Annotated in this window: 22 protein-coding genes; 15 read left to right on the top strand and 7 right to left on the bottom strand. The window is 62.3% G+C overall.

Annotation, left to right across the window (positions count from 1 at the left end; translation table 11 throughout):
* Positions 1 to 25 precede the first annotated feature (25 nt).
* Positions 26 to 595, bottom strand: coding sequence for a hypothetical protein (locus VJZ71_14330; protein ID HKQ49245.1), 570 nt, complete (start codon positions 593 to 595; stop codon positions 26 to 28).
* Positions 595 to 2,184: a UbiD family decarboxylase gene (locus tag VJZ71_14335; protein ID HKQ49246.1), complete on the bottom strand. Its 1,590-nt coding sequence runs from the start codon at positions 2,182 to 2,184 to the stop codon at positions 595 to 597. The genes VJZ71_14330 and VJZ71_14335 overlap by 1 nt, the downstream gene beginning before the upstream one ends.
* Before the next feature lie 210 nt (positions 2,185 to 2,394).
* On the opposite strand from VJZ71_14335, the gene VJZ71_14340 reads away from it, so the two are divergent.
* Positions 2,395 to 2,886, top strand: a complete 492-nt coding sequence (locus VJZ71_14340) for a PilZ domain-containing protein (GenBank protein HKQ49247.1) — start codon at positions 2,395 to 2,397, stop codon at positions 2,884 to 2,886.
* 121 nt (positions 2,887 to 3,007) lie between these two features.
* Positions 3,008 to 3,949 (top strand): decaprenyl-phosphate phosphoribosyltransferase, encoded by a 942-nt coding sequence (locus VJZ71_14345; GenBank protein ID HKQ49248.1) that lies wholly within the window; start codon positions 3,008 to 3,010, stop codon positions 3,947 to 3,949.
* Positions 3,950 to 4,028: 79 nt separating this feature from the next.
* Here VJZ71_14345 and VJZ71_14350 read toward each other — a convergent pair whose 3' ends face one another.
* A complete protein-coding gene (locus VJZ71_14350; GenBank protein ID HKQ49249.1) occupies positions 4,029 to 4,679 on the bottom strand; it encodes a zf-HC2 domain-containing protein in 651 nt (216 codons plus the stop codon).
* Positions 4,680 to 4,709: 30 nt separating this feature from the next.
* Positions 4,710 to 5,357 (bottom strand): sigma-70 family RNA polymerase sigma factor, encoded by a 648-nt coding sequence (locus VJZ71_14355; protein ID HKQ49250.1) that lies wholly within the window; start codon positions 5,355 to 5,357, stop codon positions 4,710 to 4,712.
* 140 nt (positions 5,358 to 5,497) lie between these two features.
* Between VJZ71_14355 and smpB the strand changes: the two genes are divergently transcribed.
* The 3 genes from smpB to VJZ71_14370 all read left to right on the top strand — a co-directional run bounded on the left by smpB (position 5,498) and on the right by VJZ71_14370 (position 8,305).
* Complete coding sequence (gene smpB, locus VJZ71_14360) at positions 5,498 to 5,935, top strand: SsrA-binding protein SmpB (protein ID HKQ49251.1); 438 nt, start codon at positions 5,498 to 5,500, stop codon at positions 5,933 to 5,935.
* Between the two features lie 30 nt (positions 5,936 to 5,965).
* The gene (locus VJZ71_14365) at positions 5,966 to 6,634 is read left to right on the top strand and encodes a hypothetical protein (GenBank protein HKQ49252.1); all 669 of its coding nucleotides are present in this window, start codon (positions 5,966 to 5,968) and stop codon (positions 6,632 to 6,634) included.
* A gap of 273 nt (positions 6,635 to 6,907) precedes the next feature.
* Positions 6,908 to 8,305, top strand: a complete 1,398-nt coding sequence (locus tag VJZ71_14370) for a flagellin (protein HKQ49253.1) — start codon at positions 6,908 to 6,910, stop codon at positions 8,303 to 8,305.
* 198 nt (positions 8,306 to 8,503) lie between these two features.
* Here VJZ71_14370 and VJZ71_14375 read toward each other — a convergent pair whose 3' ends face one another.
* Positions 8,504 to 9,664: a hypothetical protein gene (locus VJZ71_14375; GenBank protein ID HKQ49254.1), complete on the bottom strand. Its 1,161-nt coding sequence runs from the start codon at positions 9,662 to 9,664 to the stop codon at positions 8,504 to 8,506.
* Between the two features lie 185 nt (positions 9,665 to 9,849).
* Between VJZ71_14375 and VJZ71_14380 the strand changes: the two genes are divergently transcribed.
* Positions 9,850 to 11,058, top strand: coding sequence for a hypothetical protein (locus tag VJZ71_14380; protein HKQ49255.1), 1,209 nt, complete (start codon positions 9,850 to 9,852; stop codon positions 11,056 to 11,058).
* A 21-nt stretch (positions 11,059 to 11,079) separates the two neighbouring features.
* Here the strand turns inward: VJZ71_14380 and VJZ71_14385 are convergent, their stop codons facing one another.
* Entirely contained in the window at positions 11,080 to 11,226 is a 147-nt protein-coding gene (locus VJZ71_14385) for a bL34 family ribosomal protein (protein HKQ49256.1), read from the bottom strand.
* A gap of 271 nt (positions 11,227 to 11,497) precedes the next feature.
* On the opposite strand from VJZ71_14385, the gene VJZ71_14390 reads away from it, so the two are divergent.
* Positions 11,498 to 11,686, top strand: coding sequence for a histone H1 (locus VJZ71_14390; GenBank protein ID HKQ49257.1), 189 nt, complete (start codon positions 11,498 to 11,500; stop codon positions 11,684 to 11,686).
* 77 nt (positions 11,687 to 11,763) lie between these two features.
* Complete coding sequence (locus tag VJZ71_14395) at positions 11,764 to 12,249, top strand: 3-hydroxyacyl-ACP dehydratase FabZ family protein (GenBank protein HKQ49258.1); 486 nt, start codon at positions 11,764 to 11,766, stop codon at positions 12,247 to 12,249.
* Between the two features lie 43 nt (positions 12,250 to 12,292).
* Here VJZ71_14395 and VJZ71_14400 read toward each other — a convergent pair whose 3' ends face one another.
* The gene (locus tag VJZ71_14400) at positions 12,293 to 12,763 is read right to left on the bottom strand and encodes a hypothetical protein (GenBank protein ID HKQ49259.1); all 471 of its coding nucleotides are present in this window, start codon (positions 12,761 to 12,763) and stop codon (positions 12,293 to 12,295) included.
* Positions 12,764 to 12,876: 113 nt separating this feature from the next.
* On the opposite strand from VJZ71_14400, the gene VJZ71_14405 reads away from it, so the two are divergent.
* From VJZ71_14405 to VJZ71_14435, 7 genes are all read left to right on the top strand, one after another.
* Positions 12,877 to 14,283, top strand: a complete 1,407-nt coding sequence (locus VJZ71_14405) for a tetratricopeptide repeat protein (protein HKQ49260.1) — start codon at positions 12,877 to 12,879, stop codon at positions 14,281 to 14,283.
* Between the two features lie 34 nt (positions 14,284 to 14,317).
* Complete coding sequence (gene holA / locus VJZ71_14410; protein ID HKQ49261.1) at positions 14,318 to 15,328, top strand: DNA polymerase III subunit delta; 1,011 nt, start codon at positions 14,318 to 14,320, stop codon at positions 15,326 to 15,328.
* A 14-nt stretch (positions 15,329 to 15,342) separates the two neighbouring features.
* Entirely contained in the window at positions 15,343 to 17,169 is a 1,827-nt protein-coding gene (locus tag VJZ71_14415; protein ID HKQ49262.1) for a hypothetical protein, read from the top strand.
* Between the two features lies 1 nt (position 17,170).
* Positions 17,171 to 17,773, top strand: coding sequence for a class I SAM-dependent methyltransferase (locus VJZ71_14420; GenBank protein ID HKQ49263.1), 603 nt, complete (start codon positions 17,171 to 17,173; stop codon positions 17,771 to 17,773).
* 28 nt (positions 17,774 to 17,801) lie between these two features.
* Complete coding sequence (locus VJZ71_14425) at positions 17,802 to 18,587, top strand: uracil-DNA glycosylase (protein ID HKQ49264.1); 786 nt, start codon at positions 17,802 to 17,804, stop codon at positions 18,585 to 18,587.
* 489 nt (positions 18,588 to 19,076) lie between these two features.
* A complete protein-coding gene (locus tag VJZ71_14430) occupies positions 19,077 to 19,547 on the top strand; it encodes a hypothetical protein (GenBank protein ID HKQ49265.1) in 471 nt (156 codons plus the stop codon).
* Between the two features lie 90 nt (positions 19,548 to 19,637).
* Entirely contained in the window at positions 19,638 to 21,560 is a 1,923-nt protein-coding gene (locus tag VJZ71_14435; protein HKQ49266.1) for an ABC-F family ATP-binding cassette domain-containing protein, read from the top strand.
* The last annotated feature ends 60 nt before the right edge of the window (positions 21,561 to 21,620 follow it).

A 21,620-nucleotide genomic window follows, 5' to 3' on the forward strand; every position in this document is an offset into this window, starting at 1 on the left:
GCGAATCGGCCGTACGGATACCGGTTCAGAGAAACACGATCGCGGCGCCCAACAGCGCGGCCCCAAGGCCCGCGACCAGGATCGCGTCGGCCCATGTGGTATCGCGTATGACTTTGTAAAAACAGGCGAACGCCAGAAAGATCGGCGTCAGGAAGATCATCGCACCGCCGCGCAGGCCCCATGCAGGGCGCGGCGCCGATCCAAAGAACACCGGCATCAGAAAGCCCGCCGCGATCAGCAACCAGCCGATCCGGAACTTCCATGCTTCGTAGTGTGCGGAGACGAAGTAGCGTCGATAGCCGATCGCCTTTTCCACGCCGCGATCGCGGGCGTCGGCCATCGTGAACGGCTCGCCGCACTCCGGGCAACGTCGCGCCGTAAGCCCCGTCAGGTTGTAATCGCAGGTCGGGCAGAGGTGCAGAGGCTCAGCCGGAACCGGGATTTGCACCACGCCGGACTCGATCTGCTGCTCCGTTGTGAGCCAGCGCTCTTCGAACTTGCCGCCCGGTGGGATGTCCGTCGCGGGAGCCAGCGGCGTAAGTTCAATTAGTGGTTTCTGGTCGGGATCGGGGGTTTCATTCTTCGGCGCATCCATCAGTCCAATCCGTATTCTGCCCACCGCCCCTCCACCAGCCGTTTGATCTCGTCGGGCATGACGAGCGGCCTCGGCCAGTCGCGGACAATCCCCTCCCCCTGAATCTTACGCGTTGCATCGATCCCCATCTTGCTGCCGGCGGCGAGATACGGAGCGGAGTGATCGAGGATGTCCATCGGGCCATCCACCAGAAACGTGTCGCGGCGCGGGTCGACGTTCGCCCCGACCGCGAACATGACGGCCTGCTCGTCGTGGACGTTGACCTCCTCGTCCACAATGACGATGAATTTGCTGAACATCATCTGACCGGCCCCCCAGATGCTGCTGGCCACCTTGCGGGCCTGGAGTGGGTATTCCTTGCGGATCTTCACAAAACAGAAATTGTGGAACGCCCCCCAACGCGGCAGGTCGTAGTCCACGATATCGGGAATGAGCATTTGCAGGAGCGGTAAAAAGACGCGCTCCGTCGCCTTGCCCATGAAGTAGTCTTCCATCGGCGGCGGACCGACGATCGTGGTCGGATAGATGGGCTTTTCGCGATGCGTGATCGCCGTCACCTGCATCGTCGGGAACTGGTCGGCGAGACTGTAGAAGCCGGTGTGGTCGCCGAACGGGCCTTCGCGGGCCGATTCCGTCGCACTGACCCAACCCTCGATGACGATTTCCGCGTTGGCGGGGACATTAAGTGGAACCGTCCGCGCCGCGACGAGGGGAATGCCGCCGTCGTTAAGGAATCCCGCGAAAAGCAGCTCGCTGACCGCCGGTGGCAATGGACACGTTGCGGCATAGGGAAGCACGCTCTCGCCGCCGAGGACGATGGCAATGGGCATGTCCTTGCCCTGCGCCGCCCACATCCGCTGGTGCCGCGCGCCGTCGTGGTGTACGTGACAATGAAAAATTGCTGATTTTGGCCCCGTCACCTGAATACGGTACATCCCGATATTCGGTTCCGAGCCATCGGGAGCGGTCGTGTAAATCCCGGCCAGCGTGATGTAACGGCCGACGGTGAAGGCTTGAGGCTTGAGGCTTGAGGCTTGAGGCGTCGGGGCGAGTCGGCGTCGCCCGACGATTACGTCTTCGTCGGCGCCGCCATCGTGCGGCCAGCATTTGATGATCGGAAGCGAGTACAAATCGGCGTCCTCGGTATGGACGACCTCCTGACAAATCCCTCGCTTGACGTTCTTCGGCGCATAGCCGGCGATCTTGGCCAGTTCCGGAAGCATCTTCATTTTGTCCATGAAACTGGTCGGCGGTTCCGGCTTCACGAGCTTCTGCACCCTGGCCGCTAGGGACTCGAAGTCGCCGCAACCCAGCGCCAGGCGCATCCGCGCGTAACTTCCGAATAGGTTGATCGCCACGGGGATGTCGCTTCCGCGGACGCGCTCAAACAGGAGTCCGCGTCCGCCCGCCGCACCATGCACCGGATCCGTTGCCGGAGCGCCGTCCGGCCCTTCCGGCGAGGGCGACTTGCCGATCCGATCGGCAATCTCGCTGATCTCCAATTCAGGGTCGACTTCAATGCGGATTCGTCGAAGCTGGTCCGCCCGGTCCAATGCGTTGATGAAGGATTGAAGATCGCTAAAGGCCAATTCTGTCTCCCGTTCTCTCGCAAAACAGCCCATCGTAACCGCGGCATCTCGACGTGTCCCCGGCGCGGCCTTTTGCTCCTAATGCAACGACCGAATGGGGAATCCGCGATTATTCTCGGACGCGTTGACCACCGCCGCCCCGGCAGGGCAAGTCCCGCGCCGATCGCGCCGATGGAAACGGCGGACAGTCATAGCTCCGGGGGCCGCTTTGTGAACGACGACGCAATCCCGCTATCCACCGATGGTTCTTCCGGTGCCACCATCCAACCCGAGCGGAGTACCGGCGGCACCGAAACCCACGCTCTCCGCTCGAGACGCACAAATCCGCGCAGGGAATGCGAAAACGTTCACGTTTGCTTTTCGCCGCAGACGCAAACCGGCCTGCCCGACAACGTCGAGTGTCCGCTTCTCAACATTTCCGCCAGCGGGATGGCGATTGAATACGATCGGCCCCTGAAAAAGGGAGTCTCGGCGTACGTCTCCTACTACTCGATCAGCCGGGTGCCGATCAACATCGGCTGTGTCGTCCAGCACTGCGACCTGCAGACCAGCGGTCACTATATCATCGGTTTACGGACGAATCGCCCGCTCAAGTACGAAGAGCGCAAGCCGATGCGTGTCGGGGCCGGTCGCGTCGTATCGCCGCACGTCCGCGCCCGCAAGTTGCGGCCTCCGCCCTCTCCCACTCCGCCGATGTCCTAACGGTCCGTCTTGGCGGCCTTCGTGTGCCCGCGTCCGCACGGCCGATTGCATCAGCGGGCGTTTGACGGCTGCACGGCCCCTGCGTAACGTAACGCGGATTCACGGCCCGGGAGGCTGCCATTTGCTTCGAACGATAATCGCCGCGATCCAGCTCTTGCGCCCGGCGCAATGGGTAAAAAACGTCTTTGTCTTCGCGGCTCTCGTCTTCGGCCACCGGCGCACCGATCCCGACGCGCTCCTGCTGGCCCTGGCGGCCTTTGCCATCTTCTGCACGCTTTCGGGAGCCGTCTATGCGTTCAACGATCTCAAGGATTATCGCGAGGACCGCCTGCATCCGACCAAGCGCCGTCGGCCCGTCGCGACCGGCGCCATTTCGCCCGTCACCGCGGGCGTCATAGCGGTTTTACTGGCGATCGCGGGAATGGCGGCGTCGTTACGGCTCCCCGCGGGATTCGCGCTGACGGCCGGGGCGTTTCTGGCGCTTAATCTGGTCTACACCTTCTGGGCCAAGCACCGGGTGCTGCTCGATGTGATCCTGATCGCCATCGGATTCGTGCTCCGTGCGCTCGCCGGGGCGCAGGCGATCAATGTCGAGGTCTCGGCCTGGCTGGTCATCTGCACCTTCACGCTTTGCCTCTTTCTCGGCTTCGGCAAGAGGCGCTGCGAATTAGCCACGATGGAAACCAACGGGCAGGCCGCCCTGCATCGCCGGACGCTCGCGCACTACAACCCGGCCATTCTGGGCCAGTTTCTGGCGACCAGCGGCGGCATGGCGATGATCACGTACTTGCTCTACACGCTTGATCCGGCGACGACTTACCACTCGCTTGTCTTCACTACGCCGCTCGTCTTCTACGCCATCTTCCGCTACGCCACCGTCATCGAACTGGGCGAGCACACCGGTCCTTCCGACATCCTTGTAAAGGACCGCCCTTTCCTCGTGACCGCCATCGCGTGGGCCGTCATCACGCTTCTGCTGGTTCTCTATGGGGAACGGATCGAACGGTACCTCCCGCCGCTGCGCTATCCGGGCCAGCCGGTGTCGACTCAACCGGCGCGGTAAAAACTGAGCGTCGATTCCGCACATTCGTGGGAAAATCAAAAACCGCGGCTGCGCGGTCGGGAGGAGGGCAGTTGTGTGATTAGAATCGCACGACGGCGGGATCGTCGGACTTCGGCTGCTCGGGGACGAGCGCGTCGTTGAAGGGGAGCAGCAGGACATCCATGGGCGTCAAATCGGCGCGGGGCGGCTTGGCGTTCTCGATGCCCTTGCGCACGCCCTCACCGACCCCCTGAACCGAGATCTGCAGGAGCTGGTTCAGGTCTTTCGCGGCTCGGCGGGTGCCATCCACAGCATCGAGTGTGGGGTTCATCAAGTCTTGGACGCCGGCGGCCTCGACCGCCTTGCCGGCGACAAAGGTCGGGCGCGGGGTGGTCGGCGCGGTGGGGAGAATCACGACGGCGATAAAGAGGGCGGCGGCAGCGGCCGGAAGGGCGGCCATGCCGACGATGCGCCAGACGCGGCGGCGCCGGGAGCGCTGCGCGCTACCCAGTGCGGCACTGGGAGAAGGCTTGGGCAGTGCGGCCACAACGCGCATCGCAAAGCCCGAGTCGAGTTCGTAATGGGAATCGTCCCGGGCGATCACATCGGCGCTGGCCCGGCTGATCTCCATCTGATGTTGGCAGGCGGGGCACTGGAGCAGGTGCGCGTGGATCTCCGCGGTCATGCTCGGAGTCAGATCGCCGTCGAGGAAGCGATCGTGCAGGTGTTGTACATGACGGCACGTCAGCATAGTTCACATTCTCCGTCGGGCCGATCGGGGCTAGGCGCTACCGCCGGCCATGCCGAAGCGGACCAGGGACCAATCCTCCACGAGCTGCGATTCGAGCAATTCCTTGAGACGGTTTCGCGCTCGATGAAGGTGGCTCTTCACGGTCGCCGCCGGCATTTCGAGGACGTCGCCGATCTCCTGGCAGCTCATCGCCTCTCTATAGAAGAGTAATACCGTGGCGCGCTGCTGCGGTGTCAGTTGATCGACGGCTTCCCAGATTATTTTTTTGAGCCGCTTCGCCTCGTCGCTGTTGGCGACGGTGTCAGCGAGGGGCATCGTGTCGGATTCGTTTCGGCCGCTGCCCGCCATGGCGCTGAAGTCCATGTCGCCGCAATAGTCCTTGCGGCGCCGCAGCGTGTTCAGGCAGAGGCGATATCCGATCGTGAACAGCCAGGTGCTGAAGCGATACGTGAAATCGAAGGAGTCGAGGGCGCCGAAGGCCCGCAGGAACGTGTCTTGGCAGACCTCTTCCGCCTCGTGCGAATTCTTCACCATTCGGCAGACGAAGGCGTGGAGGCGGTTCTGATAGGCGACGACCAGCGCGTGGGAACTCTCCCGGCAGCCGATTTGGGCGCGCTTGATGAGCTGCCGCTCGGCGAGCGGAGTCAGTCGTCCGTCGCATGCCTCCAAAGCTTGCATGGCTGTCCTCTAATTATATCGTTCGCCGCAGGTCGCGGTTGCAGGCCGACCCGCGGGTTGTTGGGGTTGATAGGCTCCTATAACATATTGGAATGGCCAAGGATGCATCAAGGGGCGGCCCCCCAACGGGACCGTCGCTGGTGAACAAAAAGGCACGATTCAGCTATGAAATCCTGGCCAAAGTGGAGGCCGGTATCGCCCTTAAAGGCACGGAGGTAAAGAGCTTAAGGGCTGGCGAGGCGAGTATTGCCGAGGCATTTGCCCGGATCGAGAGGGGCCAGGTGCGGCTCCACAATTTTCAGATTCAGCCCTATAAGGCAGGTAATCAGTTCAACCATGACCCCAAGCGTCCTAAGCAGCTTTTGCTGCACAAACGGGAGATTAAAAAGTTGGCGACCGGCGTCCTGATCAAAGGCCAGACGCTGATCCCGTTGAGCGTGTACTTCAATAAGGATGGGCGGGTGAAGGTCGAACTCGCGCTGGCCCGCGGCCGGACCCATCGCGACAAGCGACAGGAAGAGCGCAAGAAGGAAGATCGCAAGGAAATCGTGCGGGTGCAGCGCCGCGGCGGCCTGTAAGCTGGCGGCGAACAGGGATACGAGGTCGGAATGGCAACGGCGGCTTTATCATCTCCCACGTTTCGGCGTGTCGCCCTCTATGGGCTCATCCTTCTCGCGCTGACCTTTGTCAGCGCCGTCGTTTTTGTCCTGGCTACGGATCGGCCCTCCATCGCCGATGACGAGGCGTTTCCGGAGCCCGTCATTCTCGACCTGGAGCGGCGGCCCAACTTTGTCTTTCCCGTTTCCGCACGCACCTACGACCTTTCGCTCAATCGATTCGTGGACCGGTTCGCGCGCGTCTGCATGCAGGGCCAGTATTCGGACTTTCGCCTCATGCTCAGTCGCAGCCGCCCGCCGATCCTCCCGCCGCGATTTGAGTCCAATTTCAACGCCCTCAAAAACGTCCGTATCCTCCAGATCGAGCGCCTTCCCGATGTGCCTCAGGTCGAAGGCCCCGTTTATCTTATGAGTGCGCAATACGAACTCGAAGAGTTCGCGGTCAAGGGCGGCAAAAGCGTCCGCCAAGTGCAAGTCGCCATCACCCGTGAGGACGGCGACTGGCGGATCGGGCCGATTCCCCATGACGCCTTGGAGCAACTTCGCGCGTATCAAGCCAGCCAGGCCGCCAAGGTCGCGCCCACCAGCCGGCCCGAGGGTACCAGATCCCCGGACGCGCCATCCGCCGGGGCCAATCGACCCGCGCGCCTGGACCCGTAACAATCGGACGCTTCGGTATCAACACTGATACCTGCGAAAGACGGACCACGGCATCCACTTCAACAGCTCGTCCAACATTATTCTCGGCAATTGGTTAGGTGCGTCGTATGGACCGCGTCCGCGTTTGGCCCCCGTTGGAAGTTATATCTTAGGTTTGCCAGGCGGATAGGCGAACGAGTTCCCAGTATTGAGATCGCGGATGGTGGGCCGTGATCGCGCGTGTGAGTATTGAAAGAAGGGCCAACCGTATTAGGAAGGAAGGGTAAGAAGCTTATGGGTCTCACCGTTACCAATGTAAACACACTGTCTCTCTTAAACATCCTGAATCGGACGACTGCGAACCAGTCGGCGACACTCGCCCAATTGGCGACCGGTTTCAAGATCAACAAGGGTGCCGATGATCCGGCGGGTTTGATCGCCGTGCAGAGTCTTTCCTCGGAACTGACCGGCGTCGAAGCGGCCATTGCCAACGGGCAACGGGCCAAGTCGTTCGCCACGACGGCAGACGGCGCGCTGACGGAAGTCTCCTCGCTGCTCAATCAGATTCAAAGTCTGGCCGCCAAGAGCACGAGTTCAGGCGCGTTATCGGCGGCGGAAATCGCGGCCAACCAGGCGCAGATCGACAGCGCGATCGATTCGATCGACCGGATCGTTCGCACCACGTCGTTCAACGGCAAGCGTCTGTTGGATGGGCAGCTTTCCATCCGGGCAACGGCGACTCTTCCGGCCGAGGTCACCGACGTCAAAGTCTATTCCCGGCCGTCGTCGACCGCCAACCAGACGTTTGCGGTGAACGTGACGACACCGGGAACGGTCGCGTCGGCCACGCTGACGACGGTCGCCTCGGCGGCCCTCTCTGCCGCCTCGTTTTCGATTACCGGCGCGCTCGGCACGGCCACGATCGCCGTCACCGACACCGATACATTGGCACAGATTCGCGACAAGATCATCGCGGCGGCCGCGGACACGGGCGTCTCGGCATCACTGAATGCGGGTCAGATTCGCATTCAAAGCCGCTCCTACGGTTCGGCGGCATTCGTGCAGGCGTCGTACATCAGCGGCGACGTAGACTTCAACAACGTTGCCTATACGGCAGGCAATAATGCGGTGGTGACCGTCAATGGGCAGAACGCGGCCGCCGATGGGTTGCGAGTTTCGTTCAACTCCAATGGCACAAGCGGCGAGTTCGTCCTGACCGCCGCGGGCAATGTCGCCGGGACCGCCGGCAATATTACGATCAGCGGCGGCGGCGCGACGTTTCAACTCGGTACCGAAAGCAACACGCAATCGACGATCGGACTCAACCCGCTGTTCAGCCAGAACCTGGGCGACAGCGTCACCGGGTATTTGAGCACGATCAAGAGCGGAGGCGTGAATTCGCTGACCACGAACGCCAATAACGCCGTGAACGTCACCCGGGCGGCGATCATGCAGGTGGCGACGGCCCAGGGCCGGATCGGCGGGTTTCAGAAGTACCAGGTCGAGACCGTGCTGAACAGCCTGGGCGCGACGCAGGAAGCCCTGGAAAGTGCGCGCAGCACTATTCGCGACGTGGACTTCGCCAAGGCGACGGCGGAGCTGAGCCGGCAGAACGTGCTGCTCCAGTCGGGCATTTCGCTGCTGGGCGTCGCGTCGCAGCAGACGTCGCAGATCCTGGGCCTGCTTCGTTAGCCCGGTGTCTGAAGGCCGCACGGGCTGATGAGTATCAGCCTGACGCGCCGCGTCCGTGGGGATAGAGACGCGGCACGGAGGCGGCCAAAGGACGAAAACCGGCGAAGCCGGCGCCCGGGTCTGGTGGGTAAATCACACGGCGGGATCGAGCAAGTCTCGGTCCCGCCGTTCTTTTTTTGGTTTTTGGCAAGCGGGAATTTACGTCATCTCGCGGCGGGCGTAGCGAATCGCTTGGCGGACCCAGTCGAGGCAGGGTTCCGGGGCGACGCCGTAGTTGTCGAAGATGATTGACGCAACACCGGCTTGTGCGGCGCGATGGACCGCACTAACGAGCGTCGGGCTGTCCGGCGCCCAAGGCGGATAGCAAGTGAAATTGATATCGCAGTGCGCAGGGCCTCCGGCTTCCGCTATTTCTTCAGACGGCCATTCATGCTCACGGCTACTGACGACCGGAACGTAGAATCCGTCGCAGTACTTGTTCAACTCCTCCGGCCATGCGGCGGTCGAATCATTCGGACCGGCGAGCGCTGTTCGGAGGGGAGCTTTGCAGCACGCCCATAGCGAATGGACCAGCAAGGTGACGGACTCCTGCCGCGTCCGTTGAAAGTCGGCGAGGACCCGGTTTTCTGCAATCAGGTCCGGGAATTCCACTGCCGGGACCGGCTCCAATCGGCTCAATTTCATGAAAAGTCCATTGTGGACAGCGCGGAGCGCGGATACATCAACGCCGGCGTCGGTCGCTCGCTGAAGGCAGGATGCGCAATAGCAAGAGTCGAAGAAAAGTGTAGAAATCGCCGGAGGCAGTTGCAGGGAATTCATATATCCCGTTGTATAACCCGGTTCGAAGTGGGCGGACTCGAGGTTGAGCGCATCCACGGGGTAGTTGGTCGTGATATCTTCGACGAGCGCGGCGAGATAGGCGCGTACGTCGGGATGTGAGGGGCACAGCCAGTGGTCGCTGGGGCGACCGAAGAAGTCGGCGCATGCGGCGTGAGGATAGCGTTCGACGAGCGTGTCGCCCTGGCAGCAGGAGATCGATACGCGGAGCTTGAGGCGGTGCTTTTCCGCAGCTTCGGCGATTTTTTGCAGCGGGTTGCGCGTCTTCATCCAGGCAGCCGGGATCGGACGAATTTGCAAGCCGGAATAGAGCTTCGCATCCGGTTGAAAGTGCGCCGCCGCGCTACAAATGAACGCGCGGTCGGCTTCCGCTGCGCGCGGGCGAATCTCGCGGATGCCCTCGTGCACGGCCGGGACGAGGAGTGCATCCACGCCGATATCGCCGGCCAGCCGCGCGATCGCGTCGTCGTAGCCCTCCAGATCAAGGTCCCACGGGAAACATTCAAACGCGGTTTGAATCATCGCAGACGCCCTCAACTTCCATTATCCGCCGAAATTGTGCCATGTGCCACAGGCGTGCGACTGACCCATATCGTGCAATAGGCGAACGAAACGCGGCGTTTCTAATAGGAGATGAGCCGTCGCGGGTTATGATGTCCATAGGTGGCGACGAGGCCGCCGCCTTCTAACCGGGGAGGAGTGGTGCCATGCCGCGCGCTTGTCACATCGTTCCGATTACCGCCATTGTCCTTGCCGTATTGAACATCGGCGCCGGCATCCGCGCCGCGGATTGCACCGTTACGTCGGTCGGGTTCACGCCGCTGAACGATCTCGGCACGGGCCTTTACCTCGGGCTATTTCAGGGCGGGCTTTATCCCGGCGGCTCAAATCTCGTTCCTTCTGCACATGCGGCCGTGGGTCGCGCGCGAGCCCTGGCCATTCAGCCCATCGACGGCAAATACATTCTGCTCTCCATCGGCATGTCCAACACGACGCAGGAATTCTGTTCGCAGGGCGGCGGTCTGCCGTGCGATGCATGGACCTTTATGGGCCAGGCCGCCGTGAATCCGCGCGTGAACCACACGACGCTGGCGATCATCAACGGCGCGCTCGGCGGCCAGGCGGCGGCCACGTGGGATTCGCCGACCGATCCGAATTACGACCGCGTGCGCGACAACGTGCTGGCGCCGGCCGGACTGACCGAATCGCAGGTGCAGGCGGTGTGGGTGAAGCTGGCTAATCCCCAGCCTTCAAGTTCACTGCCCAACGCCAACGCGGATGCCTATATCCTGAAGGCTTCAACCGCGAACGCATTGCGGGCTTGCAAGACGCGCTACCCGAACTTGCAGATCGCGTTTGTGTCGAATCGCATCTACGCCGGATACGCGGGCTATCCCGTGCCGCAAACGACGCTCAATCCGGAGCCCTATTCGTACGAGTCGGGGCTGGCGATGAAATGGCTGATCGAGGCGCAGATCAACCAGATGGCCGGTGGGGCCGTCGATCCTGTCGCCGGCGATTTGAACTATGCAACGGTAGCGCCGTGGGTTGCGTGGGGACCCTATCTGTGGGCGGACGGGACGACGCCGCGGAGCGACGGCCTCACTTATATATGCTCGGACTTACAGAGCGATGGGACGCACCCTGCCATGACCGGCGAACAGAAAGTCGGCGAGATGCTGATGGAGTTCATGCTGACCTCGCGGTCGGCGACGCCCTGGTTTCGGAGCTGTGAATTAGGTGATATGAATGAAGACGGACTCTTCGACGGCCGCGACGTGCCGCTTTTCGTGGAGACGCACCTTAATCCGCCGGGCGCGACGATGTACCAGCGATGCTCGGCCGATTGCGATGACAGCGGAACTCTTAGTGGGGCGGATGTGGGGGCGTTCGTAATGCGGCTATTGGAGGGTTAAGTCGAACGCAAACGCGGCGGATTAGCCGACGCGCGTCTTGACGTTTATCCTTCGACCCCGCTTGCGCTTACGGGCGATGAGCTTACGGCCTCCCACGGAGCGCATGCGGGCGCGAAACCCTTGTTTGCGGTTGCGTTTTCGGTGGCTGATTCGATGCGGATAATGCACGGCAGAGGCTCCGGGTCGGACTAATCAAACGGGGGCAATCATCTCACGAAAAACGGATGCTAACTGTTTGTCGGTTCGCCCGCAAGTTATGGATATAACCTGTCTTCAATAAATCGCGACCCTCATTTTCTACCCGGAATCGCCGATTTCCATCTTGTCCCGTACTAAAGTCCGGTTAGACTCCTCGGCGGTTGGAGGGCTAGGGAAGCCGAGAAGCCGGGTTTCAAAGGGCTTGCGCTCTTTTTTTCGCTAAACGACAGGAGACCGATTCATGCAGGAGTACGAGACCCTCAAGCAGCTTGTAGAGGCCTGTGCGGACGACGTGGCCAAGGCCGAGGGCGGCAATAAGGCCGCCGGCACCCGCGTTCGTAAAGCGATGCAGGATATCAAGAACGCGGCTCAGAACGTCCGCAAGAAGATCCTCGAAGTCCGCTCTACCGAGGCAGGGGCGGAATCGTAGAGAGGCTAGAATCCGTCACGCGCCGGCATGTCTGATGACTTGCGGCCACCCGGTCCGTTTGTTGTAAAAGGCCTCGCATGCCGCCGCCCGCCATCCTCGACCTTGCCAATGTCGATACGAGCCGCCTGCTCTACACGCGGGAGCAGATCTACGACCTGTTGCCGCAGCGATTCGAATTCTCCCAACTCGACGGAATCTATCACCTGGACAAGGCGGCCGGCACGGTCGCCGGTTATCGCGAGGTCCGCCCCGACGAATGGTGGTGCCGCGGTCACATGCCGGGCAACCCGATTTTCCCCGGCATCTTGATGATGGAGAGCGCCGCCCATCTTGCGGCCTTCGCGCAGCTTTTTATTATGCCAATGGAGGAGGGTTCGTTCATGGGCTTCGGGGGCGTGGACGGGGCCAAGTTCCGCGGCTCGGTCATCCCCCCGGCGCGGATCGACTTTGCCGGCAAGATGATCGAAGCCCGCACCCGCCGGTTCGTCTGCGATATCCAGGCCTATTGCAAGGGGACCATGGTCTTCGAAGGGCGGGTCACGGGCATGCCGCTGCGGCAGTGACCGGGCCACTATTCTGCCGCAGACTGTCCTGTTCGACAGCGGTTCACGTATACGTCGCTCTGAGCTTGCGCTTCCACATCGACGGGTGGCGGTCGCGATGATCGTCGGTCGCCTCAACGGGCTTGGGCGCGGGTTCGACGTGGCGCGTGGGTTCGACGGTGCGCACGGGCGTGGGTTGTTTATGCCGAGCCGGCGTCGCCGCGCGGCGCGGTGAGGGTTGCGGCTGCCTGTCGACTTGCGCGCAACCGGATAACGCTCCCACGAGCAGGGCCAGACTTCCCCAGATGGCGCGATGTCGGAGCCGGTATGCGTTCACTACTTTCCCCCAAACGGCGATCGATTCGATGGGTTCGCCGCCCTCATGCGGCCGATCGTTGAGCGGCCGTGGATACGCGGTCGAACCTGTGACCGACACTGGGTCGGCAGAAACATCATCGTTTCGCGGCGACCGTGACGTGAGAAATGCGGCGATATCAATACTGCCGGGCACGTTCGGGGCGATAATGACCGTCACGCCTGCTGTGTTTCAGTTCGCCTCATGCACTGGTCGATATGCCCGATAACCAGACGTTCGACTTTGACGGTTTCCGTGCGCGCATGGCACGAGACAAACCTTTGGATTGCTTCATGTACAGAAATACTGTGGTCCAGAGCGTAGTGATCTGGGCCGCGGCGCTGCAGTGGCTGCCTATGGTTGCAGCGGACGAAGGCGGTTCGTCGGCCTTCACGTGCGAAGTGCCATCGGTCTCCTCTTCATCACTCTCGATTACCTATCAAGTGGGTGGGAACGGTGGTCAGGTTACTCAGGTCGATGCTTTCGTTACCCACGACGAGGGACAAACATGGCGGCAATTCGCGTCGCAGCGATCGGGCGGGGGACTTTCGATTCCGCAGGCGCATACCTCGGGGAGGTTGAGGTTTACGGCGGAGTCCGACGGGCTGTACGGCTTCTTCATCGTCCTTCACAACGCGGCCGGGGCGTCGTCGCCGTCGCCGACATCCGGGACCGCGCCGCAGCAGTGGATTCGCGTCGACCGGGAAGCGCCGATCGTGCAGATCCTGGAGGCGCGACCGGACGAGCATTTCAATCTCAATCGAGATGTGACGATTCGATGGACGGCACAGGACGCCGATCTTCCCGATCGGCCGGTCAGCCTTCACTATCGCAGCGAGCAAACAAAGTCGTACCGACTGATCGCCGAGTTGTTGGAAGCATCGGGCTCCTTTCGTTGGACGGCGCCGGAAGATCTGAGCGCTCCGTTTTCGGTCAAGGCCACGGCGATCGACCGGGCGGGGAATGTCGGGCGTTCGATCGCGAGCGATATCGCTCTACGCAGCGACCGACCCGCCGTTCGGGTACAGAACTCGACTCCCGCGGCATCGACGTCGGGAGAATCGCCGCGTTTGGCGGATGTAACAAGAGGAAACGAAAAACCCAATGCCGTTGATCCACTCCCGGATACACCGGCGTTGATTGGGCCCGGCGAGCCCGTTCGCGGCGATCAATCGCCGGATCGGAAGGTCAATCAGGAAGCGCAGCGGAAATATGACTCGGGCACCTGGCACCGACTCCGCGGCGAGACCGATCTGGCACTGGCCCGTTATCGCGAAGCGCTCGACCTCGATCCCCACCTGGCCGCCGCCCGCCACGACTTGGCCGCATTGCTCTTGCTGTCCGGGCAGCCGGAAGAGGCGGAAAAGGAATTGCGAGCACTGTTAGTGGATGAACCGACCCATCGCGCGGCATTGAAGTCGCTGGCGCTCGTGCAGACCCGGCGGCAAAACTACCGGTCGGCGGGAGAGACGCTCCAGCGCTTGCTGTTGCTGGAGCCTGACGACGCCGAGGCGTGGCTTTACTTCGGGGATGTGGCCATGTTCATGGGCGATCGAGCCGGGGCGCGGGCGTCCTGGGCCAAGGTAGCAGATCTACAAGAAGCGCCGGAGGCCGTGCGGTCCCGTGCGGCCGAGCGCATGAAACTGTACCCAGGACGACCGACGGAGTCGGGACTGGCCAGCGGCGAACCCGAGCCGTAAGATGGCCTCCAAACGCCGGTGGAACCGGTGTCCCATGGCCAAGACTCAAAAAACATCCAACGCATCGCCGGCCCCCGTGTACGCCGTCTTCGGCGCCGACGCTTATCTTCGCGGTCAGGCCGTCGAACGTATAAAGGCGCTGGTCCTCGGCGCGGATCGTGATCGGATGGCGCTCGCGGAGTTTGAAGGCGACAACGCCCGACTCGCCGATGTCCTGGACGAATGCCGGACGGCCTCACTCCTGGCCCCGCTTCGACTGGTTATCGTCAACGACTCAGACGGATTTGTGACCGCGCATCGCGCGGCCCTGGAGTCCTACATCGAAGAACCCTGTCCGACCGGAGTACTGATGTTGGTGTGCCGGTCGTGGCAAAAGAGCTGGCGAATCTACAAGCTCGTTGAAAAGGTTGGTGTCAATATCCCGTGCGAAACGCCCAAGGCAGCAGCCCTTCCAGGCTGGTTGGCCGGCCAGGCGCAGGAGGCGCACGGCGTTCGTCTGGAGCCGCAGGCGGCGCGGCGTTTGGCCGACCTCGTCGGGCCGCAACTGGGTCTGCTCGACATGGAATTGGCGAAGTTGGCGACATACGTGTTGCCGAGGACCGGTATCCGATTGGAAGACGTGGATGCATTGGTCGGGGCCTCGCGCGAAGAAAAGGTCTTTATTCTCACCGACGCCATTTCCGCGGGTGACGCCGGCGGCGCCTTGGCGCTGTGGGACCAGGTCATGGCGATGGATCGCAAGGCGGAATTCAGGGCCGTTGGTGGTCTGCGCTACGCCTTCGCGCGGCTGGCAGAGGCCAAGCGACTGGTCGGACAGGGTTCGTCGCTTTTCGATGCCGCGCGGGCCGCGGGAATCTGGACCGATACGCATCAGCTAAAGCGGCAATTAGACCGGTTTTCCCTGCGCCAATGGCAGCAGATTCTGGTAAAACTCCTCTCCATCGACGTGGCGACCAAGACCGGGCTGGGAACGGTACGGTCGGCCGTTGAAAAGCTGATCGTTGAATTGTGCGCGACCGGGCCCGCCCGCGTCGCGGCGCGTTAGCGAGGGAAGTCATCATGCAAATGCATCGTTTGTGTTCCGTTGGGCGATGGATGATGGTGTCGGTCGTCGTCGCCGTGTGCGGCTGCGCCGAAGGCGAGTGGGATTGGTTCGGGCTCAATCGGCCGGCCTCCAAGGACAAGCCGGTGACCAAGGCGCGGAGGCCGGTGAAGAGCGAGCCGGCGGTCGCGGAAGCCAAGAACCCGCCGGATCCGGCGGCGGACGATCCCAAGAGCAAGGAGGTGGATGAAAAGGTCGAGCGCTACGTTCAGTCGATGGAGCCGAAGTACGATCCGTCGTACCAAAACAACGACGTTACTTCCAAGATTCAGCGCCAAGGTGATCCGGATCGCGCCGCGCGGGTGCGCCAGACCGCGATCCGCAGCCGGACCGAGCCGGAGGGGAACGAACCCGAGAATGTGTCCGTGGAAGCGGCCATTGTCGAGCCGTCAGACGAATCCCAGCACGCGGCTCAATCAGACAGTGGGGCCGACAATGGCGAGGAGACCGAAGGCGATCGTCAGGAAGTTCCCGCGGATCAGGAGCCAGCCACGCCCGCTCAGGGTAAGGCGGAGATGGCGGAGTCGAGCCCGCCGCCAAATTCGGAAGACTCCACCGCTCAAGAGGAAAGCGCGACGGCCGAAACGGCGATGAAGCCGCCGGTGCTTTCGGAGGTCACGGTCGAGCCATCGACGACGCCAAATGAAGCGGGGCCGCAGGACGGCACGTCGGCGAGCCCGCCTGAAAATCATCAATCGGGCGAAATAAATCAGTCTGAGGCGGCCGTGAGCAACGATGGCGCTCTCGCTTCAACGCCGACAGAGCGAAATCCAACCGGTGCGGGCGACGAATCCGCCGAATCATCGCCTGATGGCTCCGAGCACAACGACGCGCCACCGGATCAGTCCAAGACAATAGGTTCGCCTGCGCCTCCATTGGCGGAGCAGCGTTCCGCAATTGTCGAGGACCATAACGCCACCGAGGCGACGTCAAACCAGACGGTACGCGTGGATACTACCGTCGACGAGCCGCGGGTGGAGGTCCCTGAGCCGAAGCCGGAACAGGCTCCGCCGGCCATGGAGACAACGGCACGCGAAGAGCCGGTTGCTTCCGCTCCGATTGCGGTGAATGCGCCCGCGTCACGGGCGGCGGGTGATGCAACGCAAAAGAAGGTGCGGGCACAGGAGGCCATCGCCGCAGCGAATCCCGACAACGTGGAGGAGCAGTTCAAACTGCGCATGTTGTATCTTGTGGAGGGTCAGGACCAAAAGGCCCTGGCGCCGTCGCCGGGCCTGGATGCCGAGACGCAGGAGATCATGTTCGGCCAGCTCCGGGCGGTGCAAGCGGCGGGGATGCCGAATTCCCCAGACCCGGCAATCTGGGCGAATCGACAGCTTGAAGCGCTCGAGAAGCTCCGCGGTCTATTGCGTTCCAAGGCGGATTTGCTGGTTCCGAAAGTGGAGCTTTGCCGTGCGATTGACGGGTTTGGACGGTACGAGCCGTTTGACCCCCTGGAGTTCAAAGCCGGGGGCAAGAATCGGGTGCTGCTCTACATCGAGGTCGATAACTTCAAGAGCGAAACGACCGCCTCCGGCATGTATCGCACGCTGTTGTCCGTCCGCGAGAGTCTCATGAACAAGAACGGCGAGGAGTTGTGGAGTGCCAAGGACGACAACATCGAAGATCTGGCCCGGGGAAAGCGGCGGGACTTTTATTTGACGATCGGTCCCTTGGCGATTCCTAAATCCCTGGCCCCGGGGGAGTACGTGTTCAAGGTCGAAGTCGAAGATGTTCTGGGCGGGAAGATCAACAGCAACGTCGTCCGGTTCAAGATGGTTCCGTGACGTGCACGATCCCGTCGGCTCGACATCCTGGCACAATCGGCACCTCGCGCACTTCAAAAGGCTGGATGAATTGCTCCGCGCGGAAGGGCCCGGGCGGCCGACGATCATGCTCATCGGCCCCGGCGGCGTGACGCGTCTGGCGGGGATGCTCCTCAACGACGCGGCGGCCAACGGCTCGTCGGCGATTCGGAAGTTGATCGGCGATGCGGCGCGGTACAGCGACCAGGTGCTGCGGCGGATTCCCTGGATGCCGCTGGCGTCACTGGAACCGGTGGAGCTGGAATCGGTCATCACCGTGCCGCACGAACTGGTCGTCGTCGACCATTCGCGGCGGATCCTCTCGGCCGTCCGCACGCAACTCCCCCAGGCGAAGTGCCTGCTCACGGATATTTCCTTTCAACGCCCGTCGGTCGAGGCGGACGTGGTGATCGCGTTCAATGTCGTGTGCCGTCTGGAGGATCCGGGGGCGGGAATGGCCAACATCGTCGCGGCGGTTCGGCCGGGAGGGTTGTTGATGATGGACGATCGTTCCGCGGAGGCGCACCTCTGGCCGCTGCATCGCTTCACTAGTATTGCCCCCAAGATCTATCGGCGCGACGCGTGACCATCCTCGCTAAGATGTCAAGCGAAACATGGAAGCAGTAACGCACAATTGGATTGCTACCGCATTGAGGGACCGCTTCGAGTCCGACGCGATCCTCGGTGCGGATGCCCTGTCGATCCGAATCGGCGCAAAGCCCGCGACCGCTCTTCCGCCGTCGGCCCCGCCTCTTGCCCCCGCCCGTCCGCCGGTGAGAGCCGAGGAAGTTCGCGAGCGAACGATCCAACTCGCCGTTATCGACGACAACGAAGTAAAGGGCTGCGTCAAGTGCGGCCTCTCGGCGACGCGGACCAAGACCGTCTTCGGCGTGGGCAGCCCGGCCGCGCGGATCATGTTTATTGGAGAGGCTCCCGGGCATGACGAGGACCTCAGCGGCGAGCCCTTCGTAGGGCGGGCGGGTCAGCTTCTGACGGACATGATTCAAAAGGGCATGGGGTTGCGGCGCGAAGACGTCTATATCTGCAACGTGCTCAAGTGCCGGCCCCCGAACAACCGTACGCCCGCCTCGGACGAAATCGCCGCCTGCAAGGACTATCTGCTGCGGCAGATTCAAATCGTCAATCCCGAGGTGATCATCGCCCTCGGCGCGCCGGCGGCCCAAACCCTGTTGAGCACCCGCGAAGGCATCGGCCGCCTCCGCAGCCGCTGGCATGAGTTCTATCCCAGCGGCACCGCCCTCGTCGGCGCACCCATCCCGGTCATGCCAACCTACCATCCCGCCTATCTCCTTCGCGATCCCGGCGAGAAGAGCAAGGCTTGGGAAGACCTGAAGTTGGTTATGGCGCGATTGGGGCTACCGATACCCGCCAGGAAGTAGGCTCATGTCACGCCGGAGATAGAACACCGGGTTGTTTCAGGACGTATCAATGGCAGCGGCGGCGCGCAGGGCTTTGCCTGGCTCGGCGTTGCCACGGGCGATTCGTACGTTCGAATGGCTCGCACGGCCAACCGAACTTTGTCTAAGCGAAGTCCGCGCGCTGGTCGATATCGGGAAACTCGAATCGTCGATCCGTTGCCGCCGCGGTCGTCCGTCGGCGGTGTCATGCGGCAATCAAGTGAACGGTCTCCGCGAGCCGAGTAATATTTTGGAACAACGTCCTATACCGATGGAACGGTGTTCCCAGAAAAAGCGCGGTTCGAGGCTGAAAAGACGTGGTCTGATAAGGTCACGCGTTTCCAGCGTTGAGACCGAAGTTTTTTTTGGAAAAAGCGGATTTTGCGTTTGGCATGGACCGATAGACAATGGTAGGGTTGTACTAGCAGCAATCGTCGCGCGGCGGCCCGGGAGTCGCCGTTTGAGGCATTCATGGCGGCCAGCAAGTCTCGACACCAGCATCGTCACTACAAGACTCTCATTGCCCTCGTCGTCTCCATGACGGGAGGGACTTTTTTCCTCTTGTGGGTCGGCCGTCTCTCGCCGGTCACACCTCTTCGCGGCCAAGTTCTCTCTTCGCCGCGCTGGAGTGAGATCGCCGTTCGTGCGGAGAGCGATCGCAACCCTCGTGGATTCTTCCACTTACGCATCGACGAATCCGGCCAGCTCTACCAGAGTTCGGCCTGGAAAATCGGCCAACCCGACCCCGATCGTCCTGAGACGATCCACTTGTTGCTGACAACGGCGAGCGGCGAAGGTGTCACGGTGGCCCAGGAGCAAACGCTGTCACGAACGATCGCCGATCTGCGGCGGCAACACGCCATTCCCTCTACCGGCATCGGCGTCATCGCCGATTCGCGCGCCCAAACCGCCAGCACCGGCGACGTCGCCATTCGCTTCTAGTCTCCCTTTTCCTGACAATACTCCCTCAGCCGATTGATCGGCACATTCGCTCCGCGCCCCCGGCGGTGCATGCAATCCTGGGGTAGGCCCATGTCCGCCGTTTCAATTCAAGGGGTCGTCAAGTCCTACGGCGGCCACGTCGTCCTCGACGGCGTGAGCTTGGATCTCCATAAAGGCGAAAAGGTCGGATTGATCGGGGCCAACGGGTCCGGCAAGACGACCCTGTTCAAACTTATCGTCGGCGCGGAGAAGCCGGACCGTGGGGACATTGCCGTCTCGGCGGGAACGACTATCGGGTACCTGCCACAGGAGCCGCAGCTTCCGGAGGATGCGCCGCTGATCGAAGCCGTCGGCGCGGTATTTGAAGAGCATCGCCAATTGGAGGCGGAACTGGCAATCCTCTCTCACGACATCTCCGCGGCTCACGACCGCGCGCAGGGCGGGAACCTGTTCGAAAAGTATGACCGGCTTCGGGCGCGCTTCGAGGCGGGGGGAGGCTATGACTACGAAATCCGCCTGCGGGAGGTCCTCGGCGGGCTGGGCTTCGCGCCGGAGGAGTATCAGCAGAGCGTCTCTCAGCTTTCCGGCGGTCAAAAGTGCCGTGCCGCATTGGCCCGGCTGCTTTTGGAAGAGGCGGACTTTTTGCTTTTAGATGAGCCGACGAATCACTTGGACATTGACGCCACTCGGTGGCTGGAGCGGCACCTGGCGCTCCACCGTGGCGGGGCGGTCATCATCTCGCACGATCGGTACCTGCTCGATCGTGTGGTGACCAAGATCGTCGAGGTCGAGGACAAGCGGGTCAGCGTCTATCCGACGAATTACACGAACTACGCCCAGGCCAAGCGTCTCCGCCTGCTCCAGGCCCAGCGCGACTTCGAAAAGCAGGACGCCTGGTTGGCCCATCAGCGCGATTACATCGATCGGTCGCGGTACGCCAAGGATTCCGCCAAGCAGGCCCGCGGTCGGCAGAAGTACCTCGACCGCATGGAGGCCGACGGGCGGATCTTGAAAAAGCCCAAAGGCGACACCGCGGCGATGAAGCTGCGCCTTAAGAGCGACGAGCGCGGCGGGGACATGGTCATCCGCTGCGAGAAGGCGACCAAGGCGTTCGGCGACGTGGTGCTCATCCGCGATCTGGATTTTGAGATGACCCGCGGGGAGAAGATCGGCATCATCGGGCCCAACGGCGTGGGTAAGACGACGCTGTTGCGGATGCTCCTGGGCCAGACGCCGCCGACAGGCGGGAAGGTGCGGCTGTTCGAGAATCTGCGGGTGGGCTATTACGACCAGGAGCACCGTGATCTGGATGAATCGCTGACCGTGCTGGAGGCGGTGCGGGCGGTGCGACCGGAGATGTCCGAGGGCCAGGCACGGTCCTTCCTCGCACTGTTCCTGTTCCGCGGCGAGGAGGTCTTCAAGCGGGTTGGCAGCCTGTCCGGCGGCGAGCAGTCGCGCGTGCTCCTGGCCCGCCTGGTCTGGCAGAGCCCGCAGATGCTCATCCTCGACGAGCCGACAAACCACCTGGACATTCCCGCCCGCGAAGCGTTGGAAGAGGCCCTGACCCACTACACCGGCAGCATTCTGGCCGTCAGTCACGATCGTTACTTTCTCGATCGAGTCGCCGAGCGGCTATTGGTCCTGGTCGAGCGCGGTCGCCACGAACTCATTGCCGGAAGCTGGTCGGCCTACGCGACGATCCTCGCGCAACGCGAGGAGGCGAGCCGGGCGGAAGAAGCCCGTCGCCGCGAGGAGCTGCGCGAAAAGCAGCGCCACGCCGCCGATTCGGGTCCGAAGAAAAAATCGCGTTCGAAGTACGCGGCGAAAAAAGTCGAGGAGATTGAGGAAAGGATTATGGCCGCCGAATCGCGGATGAAGGAGCTGGAGACCGCGTTCGCCGACCCCGCCCTCATGAAAGACGCCGACCGCGCGAAGGCCCTGCACGCCGAATACGACGCGCTGCGAGCTGAACTCGCGGCTCTCAACGCCGAATGGGAAGCGGCGATTGAGTAACTGGCGTGGCACTGTTCGCGGATCGGAAGCGTCAGATTTACGAATTGAGGGCGCGTCGGA

This window comes from Phycisphaerae bacterium (genome assembly GCA_035275405.1).
Lineage (GTDB): Bacteria > Planctomycetota > Phycisphaerae > UBA1845 > UTPLA1 > DATEMU01.